The following is an 18,024-nucleotide window of genomic DNA, read 5'->3' as shown; positions in this document are numbered from 1 at the left end:
CGTTGAAATCGGCGCGTATAAGCTGCTGCGGGAGCTAGGTGTCCCAACACTGAAAGTGTATCACATCACAGAACGAGCGATCCTCCTGGAGGACCTGGATTCCAGCGAGAAATGGCGATTAGCGTCCGAAGAGGACGTGACCCTGCCACCCAAGCTGGGCACGAGGGAGTATGGACCTTGTGGTCAATGGCGATTTGCTACGCGACCTCAGGGAGGCTATTGACTTGGCTAAAGCATTGTTGTGAACTGACTGCATAACAAGCTTATTCAGTGGACGCAGTGACGCCCTAGGGTTCTTTTGGGGACCGAGTACCGAGGCCATTGATACGCAAGAACGTTAGGCGCGCCAAGGACAATCACACATAAGACCACTTCAGAGGTGGAGCAAATGACATTTACTATTCGAGAATACCAGAATGAGGATTTTCAAGCCTGTCGGGAGCTGTGGCGAGAGCTCACACAGCGACACCGAGACATTTATGGCGATCCTTCTATCGGCGGGGATGATCCCGGTATCTACTTTGAGCAGTACCTGAAAAAGCCGAATCACATAGGCCCGTGGGTGGCCGAGAAAGGCTCGACTGTGGTGGGGCTAGCTGGTCTGCTGGTGGAGGGCTATGAGGCTGAAATCGAGCCCCTGATCGTACGTGACCGGTATCGCTCACAAGGCGTAGGCACCGGGTTGATCGAATGGCTCAAAAAGGAAGCCAAAAAGCGGGGTGTGCAGTTTCTAAGCATCAGACCATTGGCGCGTAACGTCGAGGCAATTGCTTGCTTCTACCGCGCGGGATTCTCGCTACTGGGACAGCTCGAGATGTTTCTCGATCTGATGCCCGAGAGAGGTAGAATGTGGAAAAGCGGCGTTACTATTCATGGCCACCAATTCCGATATTAACCGCCGGAATGTGGGTGGCGGATATGGAGGCGGGGGTGCGGCGCTGCTGATACGTGAGAACGTTGGGCGACCATCAGGCTGGTGACTGCGTTCGAAGACTAGATGCGGGGCGTGGTCAAAGTGACGAAAGCCGATTCCAGTGAACTCGATAACGTTATATCGACCGTTCTAAAGGCAGCGGAGTGGCTTCATCTTCGGGGTATTGATCAATGGTGGCCACCTGATCGATTTAAACGGGTGGCCCCGTGGAGTGAGAAGGCCAAGCGTGGGGAGTTGTATATTGCAAAGATCACGGGGTATCTATTGGAACAGTAACGGTGCAATGGGAAGACGAGATGACCTGGGGCGATCGCCTTGGCGATGCAGGCTATATTCACCGCCTCGCGATCCGCCGTGCATATGGGGGCTGGAAGTCGGTCGCAGTCCGTTAGAGTTGTCTGAGCGGTGAGTAGATTCTCACAATAAGGAATACGTTCGGCTTAACTGCTGGGGCGAGAATATGAAATTGTGTCGTTACTACGAAAATGCTAGCTATAATTTAGTTGAGTGAACTACATTATCCGGCCAAGCCATGCTCTGTATGAGAAACGACTCGGGGGGCCGGCCCAACAAGCTTATTCAGCGGACTCCGTTTGGGATTGAACCCGACTCTTGACCGGTAAGCGGGCGCCGCTAAGCTACAGATCGATAGAGCCGAAAGGAACTGGTGAACCATGACAGACCTGAGAGATCTCAAGTGGTCCAACCGGGAGAAGAAGATCGCAAGGCAGGCCTTTGAGCGTGCGTATCAACGAGAATGTGACGCTATCAGAGAGCGCGTTAGCGCCATGTTGGCCGAACTCACTAACGCTAATGACGTCTGGCGCGTGCACGATTTCTTGAGTAAGAAGCGCCGAGAGGTGGATGAGAAGTACGATTATAGGTATTCGGTTCTTATCTTCGTGTTCGCTAGACTGCTAAGAGAAGGTTGGTTGGACGAATCCGAACTTGATGGATTACAGGAGGACAAGGTCTCCGCAATTAAGGAAATAGCCAACTTGTAGTAACTTGTAGTAATCCAATTGAGAAGGTGTAGTCGGTACGTCTTACCCAGAGGCCCTACGGGGCGGCACAGACCATTAGCGCTTTGGTTGGATCATCCCGTTCTAACAAGCGTTCAGCGGACTCGGTGAAGGGTTGGCATTCTGGTGTATGCGGCGACAGACGCCGCTGATACGCCAGAACGCTAGCCACTTTGCTTTCCTGCGAAAGGTGGTCGAGATGTGTGAGCAAACGTATAGCAGTCTTTCTTGACCTCCAGGGCACGCTCGGTGGAGCGGGTTCGGGAGATATCATGAGCTTTGCTTTTTACCCCTTCACGGCGGCCGCCATTCGACTCCTCAACGACGCGGGATTGCTCGCGATCGTGGTCACCAATCAGAGCCACATTGCCAAAGGCTACTTCACGTGGGAAGACTACGGGAGACGCATGGAGCAACTGAAGCGAGAGTTGGCAGCGCAAGGGGCGTATCTTGACGCGGACTACTGTTGTCCCCATGCATCCAATGACCGATGTACATGCAGAAAGCCTTTGCCCGGTTTGGTGCATCGGGCTCAAGAGGACTTTGACCTTGATTTGTCGGGATGTTACCTCGTGGGAGACGCTGGTGCATGCGACATGGTCCTCGCCCGGTCGATTGGATGTAAGGCGATCTTGGTTCGAACGGGGCTAGGCGAAGGATCCCTTGGAGAGTATAGACACCTCTGGGCTGGTATCGAGCCTGATTTCGTGGCTCGAGACGTCTTAGAAGCCGCTCGCTGGATCGCAGAAGACACCAAGCGCCCTTAGATTCGAGTGTCAATGTGGGAGAGTGACTAACCGGCGTATTTAGCGGACGCTGTGTAAGTGACTGGTCACGGTTCCATCTATGCATTTCATCATGCTGGACGGTACGGGGGATCCCAACGGCAATCAAGCGTTCCAACAGGCGGTGGAGCTGCTCTACGGCTTATCTTTCATCATAAAAATGAGTAAAATGAAGAACAAGCAGCCAGAAGGATATTTTGACTATGTTGTCCCACCCCTGGAAGGACTCTGGTGGATTGATGGCGGAGGGTTTTCCTTTGAAGAAAGGGATAACTGGCGGTGGACCCTTATGATCCGCCAGCCTGAATTTGTGACCCGGGAGGTTTTCGCCTGGGCCGTCCAGGAATTAGCCGCGAAGAAACCGGACCTCCCCGTGGACAAAGCCAAGTTTGAAGGATTTGATGAGGGGCTGTGTGTTCAGACCATGCACATTGGCCCCTACTCGACCGAGCCTGAGACGATAGCCAAGATCGACGACTTCATCCGGTCCCATGGCCTGAAGTGCCGGCTGGGCAGCGATGGCAAACATCACGAAATCTATCTGTCCGACCCGAGGAAGAGCAAACCGGAGAAGTTGAAAACCGTCCTCCGTCACCCGGTGGAGAAAGCCTGATCCGGGCGGAAGAGGAAAAACTCAAAGTTGTAGAGAATATGAAGACATAGAGAATATTGCGAGGAGAGAGATTTAGCCGGACCGGCCAACAGAAGCTGGTGAGAGGAGGCGTGGGGGATGGCCGGAGTTAGCATTGTTGACATTGTTGACCTGGAGCCGGGGGCCTATGCGGAGGCGGCCTATTACGTGGGCGCATGCACCCATGTGCGCGAATCGGAAGAGATGGATGCCTGTGCGCGCCGGCGACAGGCGTGGCTGGAGGAAATGTACCCCCGCGGCGTGCGGGTGAAGGTGGCCCTGGTTGATGGGGACCTGGCCGGTTTTGCCTACGTGATGCCCATCACTGTGTCGCCTTGGGGCCCACTGGGCGAGGACCTGGCCGTGTTGCCGTGCCTGGTGGCGCAGGGCAGAGTGAAGGGGAAAGGTGTGGGCCGCGCCCTCATAGAGGCGGCAGAGGAGGAGGCACGGCGCCAGGGCTTCGGGGGGCTGGCCACCATCGCCTACTACCGGGATTTCTGGTTCATGCCCGCAGCCTTTTTCGAGCACCTGGGGTACCGCGCGGTCGTGCGCCGCCGGGACGAGGCCGTGCTGTGGAAGACATTCGACGCGCCTGAGCCCCCGCCACCCCGGCTCCTTTCTCGGCGATACGATTTGGTTCCTGTGCCTGGCAAAGTGACGGTGGATCTTTTCTGGAATACCTTCTGCCAAACAAGCGACATCGAGGCGCACAGGGTGCGTGAGGTGGCAGCCGAGTTCGGCGATAGGGTGGTGCTACGTGAGTTCTGCGCCGACGACCGAGAAACCCTCCTGCGCTACCAGATGGACCGTGGCATTTTTGTGCAGGGCGAGGAGATCGGCTGGGGCTACGAGGCGCCACGAGAGGGCATCCGGGAGGCGATCGTGTCAGCGCTGTCCAGGCTATAACCAGTAGTGCGTTGCGTCTGTTGTCCCAGAATAGGCATCGATCCCACGGAACGGGTGACAGACTCCATCCACACCTGCGGGTAGAATCTAGGAGGTTGCTTCTTCATGAAGGAAAGCCTCAGTGAGGCAGCATACACATCCCTCGCTGCTGTCGGGGCCTGCGGAGACTGGTGCGGCAAATGCCCTCATTTTCCGAAAGAATGCTCAGGCTGCCATGCCAAAGCTGATACATGCAGGTTCTTGAAATGCCTGGCCGGGCATGGACATGAGCATTGCGGCGAATGCAGCAGTTTCCCTTGCGAGGACCTGGTCTCATTCGTGCCTGATGATAGACTGCCTAAGGGATTTCACATCGAAAGCCTGAGATATAGGGCCGGAAATGGCTTAGAAAAGTGGTTGCAACGGTTCCCGCAGGAATGGCGTCATCTGATGAAATAGTTGCTATCATGGATGAACTTGATTGATGATTGTATGGTCAAGGTGGCCGTCGAGAACGAGTCCGCTGCCTGATCAGCAAAACGCCGTCCGGGTGACACTTGTGGTCCGGTCAGCGAATTCGAGACTTTTCCGGCCAAACAGCGTGAGCAGCAACAGCTGTCAGCGGTCAGGCCCTGGCCTTGCCTTTCAAGGACGCTTCCGGTGACGGAAACGGGTTAAGCTGAGTAGGTAATCCAAATTGCCTCCCAGCCCTCAACCTTTGACGAACATGTGCACCCAGTGAGAAACTATCCATACCGCGGGGACGCTCTAGACATGTTACGGTAATTGGCATAGACTACCACAGGCGGATGGGGGTTATAGCTATATAGGCTAGATTTTCAAAGGATGCCGGGCCAGAGGACGAGTAGAGGGTCACGCCCGCCATGCTAAGTCATAGGCGCCAACGGTTCGGGAACGCAAAATGCTTCTAGCAATGTTGGCGACCAATAGGCGAACAGAGCGCCCTACGACCGGGGTAAGGGCACCCATGGGACGAAAGCAGTAAATCATACGTCGCGGATTAGTCGGCAAGAAGCGAGATCATGCCCATACAGAAGACGAACGCGATCGTGACAGGGGCATACTGCGTCGGATGGTTCACTTTGAAGAGCGGGAGAAAAGCGCTAAGCGTTGTAGAGGACTGGCACACAGAGATCCTTGGCCCACTTCCGGACTTACTCTGCCAGCAGATCAAGCCTGTGCACCCAACCCACCGTATCAAAACCAGCATCGGCCGTGATTATCCTTGTTATGCTATGATTTTTCATGACGGCGAGATGGACAAGGTCTCGTGGGCTAAGGGTATCAAACGAATCTGCGAGCCGCCTCGCTAGTACCATGTCTGCCTCTGTTACCGGCAACACACGACCTTTCATTATTATCATGAAGGAGTCAAAGATAGAAAACCCCTTGGTTTTTTCGCCAATAGCGAAGTAGCGGTAAAGTATTTCCTGAAACACCTCAGTATCGGTCCATGCCTCGATATCCCCTTCGACAATCCTCCGGACGGTGTCGCGTGCGGCCTTACGGCATGGATGAGGGCGCCCTGCCGCGTACATAGGTACGTTCGTATCGATGAAGACCGGAGCATTCATTCTGCCAGGCGTCCCTTCTCTATTTCATGTTCCATCTCGGGCCAATCCGCTACTGGCGCATCAACCTCGAAGAGCCTTTCCATGGCACGCTGCCTCTCCGGGTCAGCCCTTCTGCCATCCGCTCCGTACTCGCGTTCCAGTACTTCCCGGACGAGATGGCTCATGGAAACCCCTCTTCTATACGCCTGCTCCCTTAGGAGCCGATATGTATCCGGGCGCAGCCGGACCTCAAACCGCTCGGTGTGCTCTGTCATCATAAGAATGGCGCCGGACGAATACCGACCACAGTCGGCGGATGAATGGCGTCTCCTCCTTCTTCCCTGTGATCACGATGGGGCCATTTAGATACTTCAGGCATCTCACCGGCATCACGGAATTACGGAATTACGGTTGCAGTTTTATTTTCCCACATTCTCGCCGCTGCGTCAAGTTCATCTCGGGGAATCGGGGAATGGTATGTGTCAAGAAGATTGGGGCAGTCTTCCCCCTTCTCGACGCATACGCGTGGAGTTCTCCGTTGGCATTTAGGGCGATTCAGAGGTTCTGATGTGCAGTGTTCATGGCTTATACCTATGCATAGTCCTCACACCGATATGCATCAAGGCCGCCCACCTGGAAAGTGCCGCGGAAAAGATCGCGTTAGGTTTTACTTGACGTCCGCCCACTCATATCTTATACTTGAACTTGGCAATAATGGAAGTCACTCATACATCCATTGTTGGGATTTTTACAATGAGAGGATCCTTTTGAGAGGAGAAAGGAGGTCGCGCAAATGATCAGAACGCTAATCGCCGGGTTGCGACTCGCAATTGCCACAATTGCCGCATTGCTATGCGTGCTCATTTGTGGACGTCAGGAAGGCATTCGTGCATATGTGCGGCCTGATCCTGCCTCCTAGTTGGTAGATTTTGGCAGGGTCGTGGGCCGCATAAGAGCTCACGGCCCTTTTCATTTGGTGCAAGATATTTTCATGCATCCATTTTGGAGAGCCGTGGGCAAAATCCTGGTTCTCCTTTATTTTTGCCCGCGCTTCACCGTGCACGGGCGCGAAAGTGAGGTCTGTATAACATGCAGGTAGCACTGGAATGTATAAATGCAAGGAAGCTATTTTACGTGAAAAAGGATGCAAGATCGAAAACAAAGCCCTACGCGGAATGGCCCGCGACTCCTGGCAAATCCGATTCCAATGGCAATGGCAATCGAGATGGCGGCGGCACTAGCAACGGCAACGACAATGGAGTCAATGGGTGGGCCGGTAAGTCAATGCTCTCGCGAGCTTTGGCCGCCATTTTCCTCAGAAGCGTGCTGGTGGAAGCTGTGGCCGGAGTATCATTCGATGTTCGCCCCGGTGAAATATTCGGTATCCTGGGGCCTAACGGGTCGGGCAAGTCCACGCTCATCAGGCTCATATCTACGTTGCTCTTGCCCGATGAAGGGGAGATCAGGGTTTTCGGCCATGATGTGGTGCGAGAAAGATTCGCAGTGCGCCGCCTGATAAATCGTGTCTCAGTAGAGGCGGCTTTCTTCAAGAAACTCTCGGCTATGGAAAACCTGAGCTATGCCGCAAGGCTCTATGACATCGATATCCGCGAGGCACGAAAGAATGCCATCGATATTCTAAGACGTCTCAGATTTGACGAAAACAAGGCTTATGAGCCATTAGAGGATCTATCTCGAGGGATGCAGCAAAAAGTGGCTGTCGCCAGAGCGCTCTTGACATCCCCGGCGCTACTCCTTCTGGATGAGCCGACTACAGGCCTTGATCCCGTGTCGAAAAAGGAAGTCCAGGACTATGTTCTCGAAGTGAGGGAAAAGTATGGCACTACCGTGATCCTTACCACTCATGACATGCAGGAAGCTGACCGGTTATGCGATAGGGTAGCGATCATCGATCAAGGCAGATTCGTGGCGCTGGATACTCCAGCCCAGCTTAAGGCCAGTTTGGCAAAGAACGGCGAAGCGGTGACTCTGGAGGATGTATTCTTTGCCCTTACTGGGAAAGAGCTAAAGGAATTCGATCAGGAAGGGGGATTACAGTGATTGAGTTTGTAAGAGAGGCGCGGAGGAGCTACGCTCTCGTCGAGCGAAATTTCAACCTTATTAAGCGGTACATAGGCTGGGAGATTGTATTTCTCGTATATACAGTAGTGAACACACTCACGATAGCATTTATAGGCGTCAATCCCGCAGGCGGAGGAGGCGGCGACAGGGTACTTTACCTTGTCGTAGGGGCACTCCTCTGGGGATTTCTTTCAGTTCTGTTTCATGAAGTGGCGGAGTCTGTGCAATGGGAACGCTGGGAGGGGACCATCGAATATTCGTTCATGGCGCCCATGAAGCGCCTGTCATATCTTGGCGGAGTATGTCTCTACGCCGCGACCTATGGAGCGGTGAGAACCGTGGTCGTCATGCTAGCAGTGGTGTCCTTATTCAAGTTGGATCTCGGAAGCGCAAATCTGGGGGCGGCGCTTGCGGTGCTGCTCCTCTCCAGCCTATCCTTCATCGGAGTCGGACTCATGGCCGCTGTGCTGCCATTGCTATCCCCGGAGAAGGGTTCGCAGGCTGCGCATATCCTTGAGGCTGCCATCTTGCTGGTCTCGGGCGTCTATTACGAGGTGGATGTCCTGCCATCATGGCTTCAACCACTCTCGCGCCTGTCGCCAGCTACTTATACTTTGAGGGCGGCGCGAGCGGCATTGCTTCACAATGCTTCACTCCGCGATATTGGAGGCGACTTGATCCTCCTCTTCGCCATCGGGGTGGTGCTCATCCCGCTGGGGCTCAAGGTGTTCAATTGGGGCGAACTCCACGCGATGCGCACGGGCAAGCTTAAGAGGAGCGGCTGATGCCGGTCGGAAGCCAAAACGCTGATGTAATCAGAGGAACGTAACCTGATCTTGAGGGGGGTCGATCTGATTGTTGATTATACGAAGTCACGGTCCGGGCGTCAATAACTCTAGCGGCAGTGGAAAAATAGCTGACATCGTCTGGATAGGCCAGGGCGGATTCCTTTTCTCCCTCCCATCCGGAAAGAGATTGGTGGTAGATCCTTACCTTTCTAATAGCGTAGAGAAAAGAGAAGGGTTGACCAGATTGACCGACATAGTCATAAGTCCATCTGAGGTCAAGGCGGACCTGGTGCTGTGCACCCACGACCACCTGGATCATACCGACCCTGAGACGGTTCCCGAGTTGGCGAGGTGGCCAGATTCTGTCTTCGTCGGCCCACCCTCGAGTTGCGAACACATGAGACAACTTGGGGTAGCAGAGAATCGGATAGTTGAAATTCACAGGGGCGAGTGCAGAGAATTCACCGATGTTCAGATTACCGCCACCTATGCGGAACATACTCCAGATAGTGTGGGATATGTGCTGGATTTCTCACCGATGAAGGTCTATATCTCGGGAGATACCTTGTATAGTGAAAAACTCGAGGAAATCAAGGAACTGAGGCCGGATATCATGTTCATATGCATAAATGGCCGTTGGGGCAACATGAATGCTGAAGAGGCAGCAAAAATCGCGGTAAAGATCGGTCCAGCATTGGTCATCCCAATGCACTATGGGCTCTTCAAAGAGAATACGGCTGATCCAATGCAGTTCGTGAAGGCACTTGAGCAGTTCGAAAGGCACCCTGATAGCTTTATCATGGAACAAGGGGTATCATATGAACTGCTTCATACGCCCAATCGTTGAAGGCTGTCCAGGATCCGCCTATAGATCAGCTTCAATGCGCCAACTCTGCCGGAGGTGGCTTCCTTCTGTCCATAGCGGGATTCTAGGAACCCGGAAGTCAGAGTTTCAATGTCTTCTGCCACCTCTGGCATTTTCGTCTTGAGCTTGCTAGAAAATTCGAGCGCGGTATCATAAGGCTTTCGTTCTATTCCTGCTGCACTTGCATGATCCACCAATGAGATGAACATTTCGATCAGAGTGTCGCCTGCTCTTTGCGCCAGGGACATCCTCGACCTGATCGTCGAGATTTCCTTCTCTGGCCTCCCATCTTGATAGCGCCTTCTCCCGCCAAATATGAAGCTTGTGGCGGGTTTCAGAAACCTTGTGATACCGGCCAATATGACGCGGATAGATGAAATAATGCCACCGACCTTTGACCTGTTTATGAAACGCCTCGCTGTTCCCAGGCCCTCTAGAAGAATGAGTCGGGTCAGAATATAAAACCTGATCAAAATCCTTGGGATCAGTCTCGAACGAGCTGTTTCAGTGCGCAGGATAAAGGATAAAAGGGCCCCCACAAGCGCGCACACGGCCAGGATGGCCATGACGCTCAACAATACACTTATGATAATCTGCATCCAGGCAAGTAAACCCAATCCTTTAATCTCAGGTATCTGCCCAGCGGGTCCAGGCATATTGGGGGGAGGAGACGCTGGGATCTGCTGCGTTAGATTCGGCGGGGGAGAGAAGTTCAACCGCGGGGGATGATTTTTCATGAACTCTATAATGCTCCTGATAGAGAACGGCGAAGTGATCTTGGGGACAACCAGCGCCCCAAGAATTCCAGTCCCTAATGCGATGTAAAGCCACTTCCGCCATACCGATTCTACGTCAGTATCGAAATCGATCCCCTCATAGTCCCACTCGAGCCGTCCAACCAGAAGATCGACATAGGCCCGATGGGATATCCTCGAGACAAGCAAAAAGATGGACAAAATGGAAACTTGCCGGCACCAGCCATTTTGCCAGGAGAAACTCTCCGGTCGAATGTACCAGTCGACTGCCAGAGTAGCGCAAGTGATGATTCCAGGCACGAAACCCCATGCTCGCAGCCGCTTTGCAGCGCGCATGCACGATTCAAAAAGGAAATTATCTCTCTCCGCCCCCGGCTTAAACCAGCTCTGCGCACGGTACATGTTGTCTGCTATCTGACATATCTCAGAATAATACAGCAATATCCCCAGGGTGTACCAAATCTGATCGAGAGAAATGAGCCTTCTCGGACGCAAAAAAGACCATAGGATCTCATGGGGGAACCTGGACAATGGCACATCGGCATTTATCAGCAGCATGACGCGAACAACAATCGCGATCAACAATATTTCAACTACCCGAAGTCCCGGATTTATCCCTCCCTCCAATACCTCCCTGGTGATGGCAAACCCGGCGGCTAGTACCGGTAGTATCAAGAGTGAAAGCAGCCAAGGGTAAGCATGCTTGCTCAAGGGGAGGATAGCGAGATGAAAGACAATGATGGCCACTGTCGCTCCAACGAGCCCCAACCAGGTTAGCTCCGCTGCCGGGAGACTGATATTGCAGGATTCTTCCTGAATGGCAGTAGAGATGTCATCCCCCACGCCCTCAAATCCTCCTCTGTCTGGATATTGATTGCGCCGATCCCCATGCGTTTTAGGGACGCTAATGCCTCGGGGTTGAACAGCTTACGATTCACAACGATGATCACAGGCTCAAGTCCTGATCTTCTTAAGCCGATAGCTGTCTGAATGAGCTCCAGTGTATCCTCAGGAGTGACCATTAATACAGTTGACCCCCACGGGAGCTGCCCGGCCCCTTCGCGAATAAGATCGATGAAATCCCTGGACGCCCCCAGGGAACAGGAAGCAAGTAATTCCAGCACCTCGATGAGACTACCAACTTCTCTCCGGGGAAGCCGCAGAGTGGAAGCATCTCCATTGGTCCCTAATCCGACCGCCTGGCGCAACCGCCCCATAGCCACGATCAAGGATGCTGCAACTTCTATCGCTAGTTCCGAATAGGTTTCCTCATAATGGAGACCATAATCAGCCTCATTAAGGTTCAAGAATACCATGCTTTCAAGGGCAGTTGTCGGTTCATATTCTTTCACCTGGAGGTTTCCTGCTCTAGCACTGAGTTTCCAGTGTATCCGGTTGACAGGATCCCGGGGGAGGTAATCCCTCACTCCTATGGGTTTCGCCTGGTCCTCAAACAATGCTGTATGGGCGCGAATTGAGCTATATGGTAACCTTGGACGAAGGCTGATCTCTCCGATGCTCACGATCTTGGGGTATACAGTCATAGAAATAGGGTCAATTCTCCACGACCTGATGGTCATTCCGAAGGCGTCCCCGGCCTCAACCTGAAGCGGCCCAACAACATAAATTCCCCTCCTCGACGACCATAAAGTGATGGTCCAGGCGCGAGATTCCTTCGGACCCAGGCTCATTATCCTCTTCAGTGACTTGCCGTACCCGAGGGCGAGAGGAACAACTTCTTCGAGTTTCACCCAGGGTATGGGAAACCAAGATGGGTTCCTGACTGTTATGGTCAAAGCAGCGGATTCCCCGCAAAAGATTCTATATGTGGAAGGAACAACGCTTACTACAAGGCCATTGATCGCCCTTGCATATGCATAGCCGACACCGAGAGTCGCGAAGAAAATCAGGTAAAGCACCTGATAAAAAACCAGTGTGGGGAAAAGAATAGCCAAAACCAGAAAGAAAAATATAGCAAAGAATCTCCATGTGTGCACGTGATAACCCCCAGGGTAGCCTGTTACGCCTTGGTGCGAGATAACTGGACCTCAGTATTATTGACTATTTCCCGCAATACGCTTGATGAACTCGTCCCACGCAAGGCGGATTCTGGCTTGAGCACGATCCGGTGAGCTAGGACCGGAATGACTAGCTGTTTTATGTCATCAGGAATAACATATTCTCGCCCATTCATCGCGGCAAGAGCCTGAGCCCCCCTGGCCAGGGCAAGTGATCCCCTGGGACTTGCACCCAGGGCAACGTCCCGATGGTTTCGGGTCCCATGCACTATCTTCACAATATATTCCTTACATGAATCCTCGATGAAGATCTCCCTTACTTCCTCCTGCGCCGCACTAAGCTCTTCAGGCGTGGATACACTGGCGAGCGTTCGGATCGGATGGCCGAGGCGTTGCCTCTCCAAAATCTCCACCTCCTGCGGGATGTCGGGATAACCGATGGATATCCTGAACATGAACCTATCAAGCTGTGCCTCCGGAAGGGGGAATGTACCTTCATATTCTATGGGGTTCTGCGTGGCAATCACTAGAAAGGGGTTCGGAAGCGGCATCGACTTTCCTTCTACTGTAATCTGGCGTTCTTCCATGCATTCCAGGAGGCCTGCCTGAGTCCTGGGGGTAGCCCTATTGATCTCGTCAGCAAGCACGACTTGAGCCATGATCGGCCCAGGCCTGAACTCAAAATCGCCAGTCTTCTGATTATAGACAGACACGCCTGTCACATCTGTAGGCAGGAGATCGGGCGTGAACTGGATCCTCCTGAAGGTAAGGCCCAGGGAAATGGCCATTGATCTTGCCAGCATCGTCTTGCCCACGCCAGGAACATCTTCGAGTAGCACATGCCCATCGCATAGGATAGCTGCAAGGAATAGTCTCACCACATCCTCTTTTCCGATGATTACCTGATTGATATTCTTGAGCACCTTTTCACAGAGGCTCTGAATATGAGATGAAGACGCTTCAGATTTCGCCATATGCTTGGGAATTATGGTAGACATGTAAATCCCCCTATTTCAGCGTCCTATGATTTTCTGAACAGCATGCCTTCAAGACCGCAATCCCACTAGATGAGCGAGCAAAAGTGGGAAGGCGAGCCGCTTTAGGCGATGATGCAGCGGGCGTGGCAAATCACCCCTTGGCTGGCACCGTCCAGATTCTATCATGAGTAACATCTGTATTCAACTCAACTTTGCCATCGGGAGCATTAGGCATTCCATATGAAATATAGGGCAGGAGGTGGCTGATCCGCTCCGCAAGAATCAAGTATAAATCGTATAGAAATAATTCCACAAAAAACTGTTGACAGGATAACTAAACCATGTTAATATTAAGCCAGGTTATGAATGTTCCCTTTGTTCGTGGGAGATTCAGAGCGCAGATTACATACATAAAGGAGGAAATTCCAGATGAAGAAATGGCGTTGTTCTGTATGTGGGTTTGTTTATGATGGAGAAGAGGCACCGGAGTCCTGTCCAAAATGTGGCGCGTCGAAGGAAAAGTTCGCGGAAGTGCCTCAGGATGCAGCTGCACTTATAGACAAATCACGAAAGACTAATCAGCTCCACATGGAGCTTTTCACCCACCTCCAGCGAGTGCTTGAGACAGCTGAGGCAGGCATCAAGGACAATCTTGATCCTCCATGCGTCAAGGTATTTGAATATGCAAAAGCTCAGGCCCAAATCATCCAGCAGATGGTCAAGGCAGAGCTGGCAGGTCACATGAATAAGGGCAAGTGGGGCTAAGAGGGAAGGCACATTACCCTCCTGACTGAACCAGGGGACCTTCTATAGCCAGTTGGGCGAGGTAAGGATCATACCCGGGGACGGGGCCCCTCCAGTCCTCCCCGGGTATGATCCTCTATTGTCTATATAAAGAGATTCAGATTAGAATTCTCTGCCGCATTCAGATATGTCGCCACTCCCCCAATTTCAACGCCATCGATGAGTTCTTCCTTCTTAATGCCCATAACGTCCATAGTCATCTGGCAAGCTATAAGCCTTACACCCGCCCGCCTGGCCTGGGCCATCAACTCTTCAAGGGAGGCTATGTTCTTTCTTTCCATTGTGTCCCGTATGAGCTTAGGTCCTATGCCCAACATGTTCATCTTCGACAACCCGAGGCGCTTGCTGCCCCGCGGCATCATGAGACCGAACATCCTGTCCATGAATCCCTTGGCCACAGGCACCCCTTTCTCTTTCCGCAGAATGTTGAGGCCCCAGAAGGTAAAGAACATCGTCACCTTCCGCCCCATAGCGGCAGCGCCATTCGCGATGACGAAAGATGCGATAGCCTTATCCAGATCACCGCTGAAAACGATGATGGTCTTATCATTCTTCTCTGCCGCAGGTATCTCCGCCCCCGGCCTGGCATCCCCATGCCCCTTCTGTATGCGGACCACAAACCCTCTTGGGTTCTCGCTGGTGGCTATGAGTCTGTTTCCTGTCTGTTTGCACCAGGCATCTATGTCATTCAAGAATCCCGGGTCAGTAGCGTGAACCTCGAGTATATCCCCGTTCGAAAGCTCCTTCATGGCTGTATATGTCTGCATGATGGGACCGGGACATGCAAGCCCGCAGGCATCAATTGTGACTATCTTACCAGATTGTGGAATGCCGCCATCGCCGCGCCCGGACGCGTCCGCCCCGCCATTCGCGCTATAGAGACCATCACCCGTTCTGTCTGAATCATCCTCTGTTTTACCGGAGCCTCTATCGCCCGCCTTTTCATAGGCGTCGTCACACGAAAGCTTTCTATTTGCCCACTGCTCCTTGCGCGCTTTCTGATCCTTCATTACTGCGCTATATGTTCTCCACCCGCCACTTAGATTCTTCACATTTTCGAATCCATGCTGCATGAGGATCCTGCATGCGATATAGGCTCTAAGCCCCACCTGACAATATACGACGATATCCTTTCCTCTGGGGATTTCCTGCAATCTCCCACGGAGTTGCCCAAGTGGTATGTTGATGGACCCCTCGATGACCCCCATCTGGCATTCGAAAGGCTCCCTCACATCGAGGAGAACGGTTTTTTCCCTATCTATTGACGCGATCGCATCCCAGCTTGCAACCTCTACATCCCCATTCACCACATTGCCCGCAACATATCCCGCCATGTTTACGGGGTCTTTTGCAGAGGAATAAGGTGGCGCATAGGCAAGTTCAAGCTCCTGGAGGTCGAAGACGCTCTTGCCAAAGCGTATCGCGGTGGCCAGCACGTCGATCCTCTTGTCTACACCTTCACGCCCTACCGCCTGCGCCCCGAGGAGCTTGCCGTCAGGTGAGAAGACCACCTTCAGTGACATGGGAATGCTGCCAGGGTAGTAGCTGGCGTGTGAAGCAGGGTGAATAATGATGCTTGCACAAGGCTGGTTCAGCTTTCTCAAGGTTTTTTCATTGCTGCCCGTTGTCGCCACAGTGAGATCGAAGACCTTGACTATAGCCGTTCCCTGCGTTCCGGAGTATTTTTGTCTTCTCCCACAAATATTGTCAGCCGCAATACGTCCCTGTTTGTTGGCCGGACCTGCCAGGGGGACCGGCATCCTTCTTCCAGTCACGAAGTCAATGACTTCTATCGCGTCTCCTATGGCATAAATATCCGGATCGGAGGTCTGGAGATACTCATTTACCACGATGCCACCGCGTTCCCCTATGGAAAGGCCCGCATCTTTCGCCAGCGAGATATCCGGCCTGACTCCGATGGCCAGGAGCACCATATCAGCCTCGATCTGCCGTCCGCTGCAAAGTCTGACCATTGTCTTATGAGCGATACCGGCGTCGGCATCCGCAGCGCCTGGAACTCCATTGGCCCCAGCCCTATCAGCCGGTTTTGTGCTGCGATCATCCTGATAGAAGCCTTCCACGCCATCTCCCAGGAATAGGTTCACCCCCTTTTCTCGGAGGTGATTGTGAACAATGGCAGCCATCTCCGGATCGAGCGGATCCATCACCTGGGGCGCCATCTCAACTATCGATACAGCTACTCCTCTCGCGTGAATGCCCTCGGCCATCTCAAGGCCTATGAAACCGCCCCCCACGACTACAGCGGCTTGTGGTCTTCTGAGATCTATGAATTCCTTGAGGTGGTCCGTATCTGGTATATCCCTGAGGGTGAAAATGTTAGGGAGTTCGATGCCCGGAAATTTGGGTCTGATTGGCCTGGCCCCTGGCGATAATATGAGCGTGTCATAAGTCTCAGAATACTCTTTCCCAGATTTGAGATCCCTGACCAGGACCTGCTTTTTCCCCCTATCGATCTTTACTACCTCATTTTGAGTCCTTATGTCAATGTTGAATCGGGCCTTCATAGTCTCGGGCGTCTGCACGAGGAGGTTCTTGCGCTCCTTGATGATCCCGCCAATGTAATATGGAAGACCGCAGTTAGCGTATGAAATATACTCCCCTCGTTCAAATATGATGATCTCCGCTTGTTCATCGAGTCTTCGCAGCCGAGCTGCAGCGCTCGCCCCACCTGCGACCCCACCAACTATAAGAACTTTTCTAGCCACGAAATTCACCAGCCCTTTTTTATACTTGCCTTTATACTTAATGATCTCCGTCAAACAAGGCCTCTACAACCTTCCTTGCGTCCTCGCTTATGAGCCGGTAATATATTTCAACCCCGGCCCTTCGTCCTTCAAGTATCCCTGCAGCACGTAGTTTCCCTAGATGTTGAGAAATAGTGGATTGCGGGGAATCGAGACATTCCTGCATCTTTTTTACATTACATTCGCCTGTTGCGAGAAGGCCTCTTACTATGCACAGCCGGACAGGGTGCGCGAGGACTTTTAGTAGATCCGCGCCCTCCCGTGCCCTTTCGTAATCTCTGCGTATATTTTCCATCATGGCTACCTCCAAACATCCATCAATCATTATATTAGGATATATGAATGAATGTCAATGTAACATCTCTCGGCGGCATCGACATTTTGGGGCGACATTTGAATGCAGCATTCGTAGTCATGACTCGGTCTCGGTCAGCATGTCACCACGCGTACCCCCAAAAATCATCCTTTTGGGTGAAGGTAAAAATAAAATCTATGGAGAATAGTGGGAATGGAAGGCAGAGAGGGGGAATCTATATGAATACTGGGTCGCAATCTCGAAATGTAGCCATATATACCGCATTCGAAACTCCGCTTGGGGTATTCTTTGTGGCATCTACCGATGCCGGGGTCGTTCGATTGCTGCTGCCGACTGAACCGCAGGAGAGTTTTTTCACATGGTTATATAAGATCTTCGGACCGAAGAACATCATACAACAGCCGAAGCATAGACTGCAAGGCGCCCCGCAGGATCACAATTCACGTGCTGAGTATGAAATCCGTTCATACCTGTCCCATAAACTCACCCTTTTCTCAGTGCCCCTTGATCTGAGGGGAACCGCCTTTCAGCGCAGGGTTTGGGAGTACGTAAGGCAGATACCATATGGCTCTACCGCCTCCTATGCGCGGGTCGCCAGCGAAATCGGCAGCCCAAGGGCGGTTAGAGCCGTGGGCGCCGCCAATGCCGCAAACCCTGTCCCCATTATCGTGCCCTGCCACCGGGTGGTGGGTAAGGATGGATCCCTCACTGGATATGGAGGAGGGTTGGAACTCAAACAGTACCTCATTAACCTGGAAATATCCGAGGTATCACATCCTTTCAGGTGATTTCTCGATAATCTCATCATGCCGGCGCCAGCTTC

Annotated in this window: 19 protein-coding genes; 12 read left to right on the top strand and 7 right to left on the bottom strand. The window is 52.7% G+C overall.

Annotated features, from left to right (window positions below):
• Nucleotides 1-388 precede the first annotated feature (388 nt).
• The 6 genes from HPY52_14560 (at nt 389) to HPY52_14535 (ending at nt 4,716) form a co-directional block, all read left to right on the top strand.
• Nucleotides 389-895, top strand: a complete 507-nt coding sequence (locus HPY52_14560) for a GNAT family N-acetyltransferase (GenBank protein NPV81463.1) — start codon at nt 389-391, stop codon at nt 893-895.
• Between the two features lie 713 nt (nt 896-1,608).
• Nucleotides 1,609-1,938: a hypothetical protein gene (locus HPY52_14555; GenBank protein NPV81462.1), complete on the top strand. Its 330-nt coding sequence runs from the start codon at nt 1,609-1,611 to the stop codon at nt 1,936-1,938.
• A gap of 221 nt (nt 1,939-2,159) precedes the next feature.
• The gene (locus HPY52_14550; protein NPV81461.1) at nt 2,160-2,723 is read left to right on the top strand and encodes an HAD-IIIA family hydrolase; all 564 of its coding nucleotides are present in this window, start codon (nt 2,160-2,162) and stop codon (nt 2,721-2,723) included.
• Between the two features lie 79 nt (nt 2,724-2,802).
• Nucleotides 2,803-3,354: a transcriptional regulator gene (locus tag HPY52_14545; GenBank protein ID NPV81460.1), complete on the top strand. Its 552-nt coding sequence runs from the start codon at nt 2,803-2,805 to the stop codon at nt 3,352-3,354.
• Between the two features lie 117 nt (nt 3,355-3,471).
• Nucleotides 3,472-4,278 (top strand): GNAT family N-acetyltransferase, encoded by an 807-nt coding sequence (locus tag HPY52_14540; GenBank protein NPV81459.1) that lies wholly within the window; start codon nt 3,472-3,474, stop codon nt 4,276-4,278.
• Nucleotides 4,279-4,383: 105 nt separating this feature from the next.
• The gene (locus HPY52_14535; protein ID NPV81458.1) at nt 4,384-4,716 is read left to right on the top strand and encodes a DUF3795 domain-containing protein; all 333 of its coding nucleotides are present in this window, start codon (nt 4,384-4,386) and stop codon (nt 4,714-4,716) included.
• Between the two features lie 716 nt (nt 4,717-5,432).
• Here the strand turns inward: HPY52_14535 and HPY52_14530 are convergent.
• Both HPY52_14530 and HPY52_14525 read right to left on the bottom strand, forming a co-directional pair.
• Nucleotides 5,433-5,852: a type II toxin-antitoxin system VapC family toxin gene (locus HPY52_14530; protein ID NPV81457.1), complete on the bottom strand. Its 420-nt coding sequence runs from the start codon at nt 5,850-5,852 to the stop codon at nt 5,433-5,435.
• Nucleotides 5,849-6,109: a ribbon-helix-helix protein, CopG family gene (locus tag HPY52_14525; GenBank protein ID NPV81456.1), complete on the bottom strand. Its 261-nt coding sequence runs from the start codon at nt 6,107-6,109 to the stop codon at nt 5,849-5,851. The genes HPY52_14530 and HPY52_14525 overlap by 4 nt, the downstream gene beginning before the upstream one ends.
• Before the next feature lie 38 nt (nt 6,110-6,147).
• Between HPY52_14525 and HPY52_14520 the strand changes: the two genes are divergently transcribed.
• The 4 genes from HPY52_14520 to HPY52_14505 all read left to right on the top strand — a co-directional run bounded on the left by HPY52_14520 (nt 6,148) and on the right by HPY52_14505 (nt 9,548).
• Nucleotides 6,148-6,399, top strand: coding sequence for a hypothetical protein (locus HPY52_14520; protein NPV81455.1), 252 nt, complete (start codon nt 6,148-6,150; stop codon nt 6,397-6,399).
• Nucleotides 6,400-7,115: 716 nt separating this feature from the next.
• Nucleotides 7,116-7,892 (top strand): ABC transporter ATP-binding protein, encoded by a 777-nt coding sequence (locus HPY52_14515; protein NPV81454.1) that lies wholly within the window; start codon nt 7,116-7,118, stop codon nt 7,890-7,892.
• Entirely contained in the window at nt 7,892-8,698 is an 807-nt protein-coding gene (locus HPY52_14510) for an ABC transporter permease (GenBank protein ID NPV81453.1), read from the top strand. Before HPY52_14515 ends, HPY52_14510 begins: the two co-directional genes overlap by 1 nt.
• 70 nt (nt 8,699-8,768) lie before the next feature.
• Nucleotides 8,769-9,548 (top strand): MBL fold metallo-hydrolase, encoded by a 780-nt coding sequence (locus tag HPY52_14505; GenBank protein ID NPV81452.1) that lies wholly within the window; start codon nt 8,769-8,771, stop codon nt 9,546-9,548.
• Here the strand turns inward: HPY52_14505 and HPY52_14500 are convergent.
• From HPY52_14500 to HPY52_14490, 3 genes are read right to left on the bottom strand one after another with little or no spacing between them, the layout of a single operon-like run.
• The gene (locus HPY52_14500) at nt 9,530-11,164 is read right to left on the bottom strand and encodes a DUF4129 domain-containing protein (GenBank protein NPV81451.1); all 1,635 of its coding nucleotides are present in this window, start codon (nt 11,162-11,164) and stop codon (nt 9,530-9,532) included. The genes HPY52_14505 and HPY52_14500 overlap by 19 nt on opposite strands.
• Entirely contained in the window at nt 11,095-12,318 is a 1,224-nt protein-coding gene (locus tag HPY52_14495) for a DUF58 domain-containing protein (GenBank protein ID NPV81450.1), read from the bottom strand. The genes HPY52_14500 and HPY52_14495 overlap by 70 nt, the downstream gene beginning before the upstream one ends.
• Nucleotides 12,319-12,341: 23 nt before the next feature.
• Complete coding sequence (locus HPY52_14490) at nt 12,342-13,313, bottom strand: MoxR family ATPase (GenBank protein ID NPV81449.1); 972 nt, start codon at nt 13,311-13,313, stop codon at nt 12,342-12,344.
• A 432-nt stretch (nt 13,314-13,745) separates the two neighbouring features.
• On the opposite strand from HPY52_14490, the gene HPY52_14485 reads away from it, so the two are divergent.
• A complete protein-coding gene (locus HPY52_14485; protein NPV81448.1) occupies nt 13,746-14,081 on the top strand; it encodes a rubredoxin in 336 nt (111 codons plus the stop codon).
• Between the two features lie 122 nt (nt 14,082-14,203).
• Here HPY52_14485 and HPY52_14480 read toward each other — a convergent pair whose 3' ends face one another.
• Nucleotides 14,204-16,846 (bottom strand): FAD-dependent oxidoreductase, encoded by a 2,643-nt coding sequence (locus HPY52_14480; protein NPV81447.1) that lies wholly within the window; start codon nt 16,844-16,846, stop codon nt 14,204-14,206.
• 37 nt (nt 16,847-16,883) lie between these two features.
• Entirely contained in the window at nt 16,884-17,180 is a 297-nt protein-coding gene (locus HPY52_14475) for a winged helix-turn-helix transcriptional regulator (GenBank protein NPV81446.1), read from the bottom strand.
• Between the two features lie 239 nt (nt 17,181-17,419).
• Between HPY52_14475 and HPY52_14470 the strand changes: the two genes are divergently transcribed.
• A complete protein-coding gene (locus HPY52_14470) occupies nt 17,420-17,989 on the top strand; it encodes a methylated-DNA--[protein]-cysteine S-methyltransferase (GenBank protein NPV81445.1) in 570 nt (189 codons plus the stop codon).
• Nucleotides 17,990-18,024 lie beyond the last annotated feature (35 nt).

The sequence above is a fragment of the Bacillota bacterium genome (assembly GCA_013178415.1).
GTDB lineage: Bacteria > Bacillota > SHA-98 > Ch115 > Ch115 > Ch115.
Note: the sequence above shows the minus strand (reverse complement) of the source record. Positions and strands in the feature narration are given on the sequence as shown.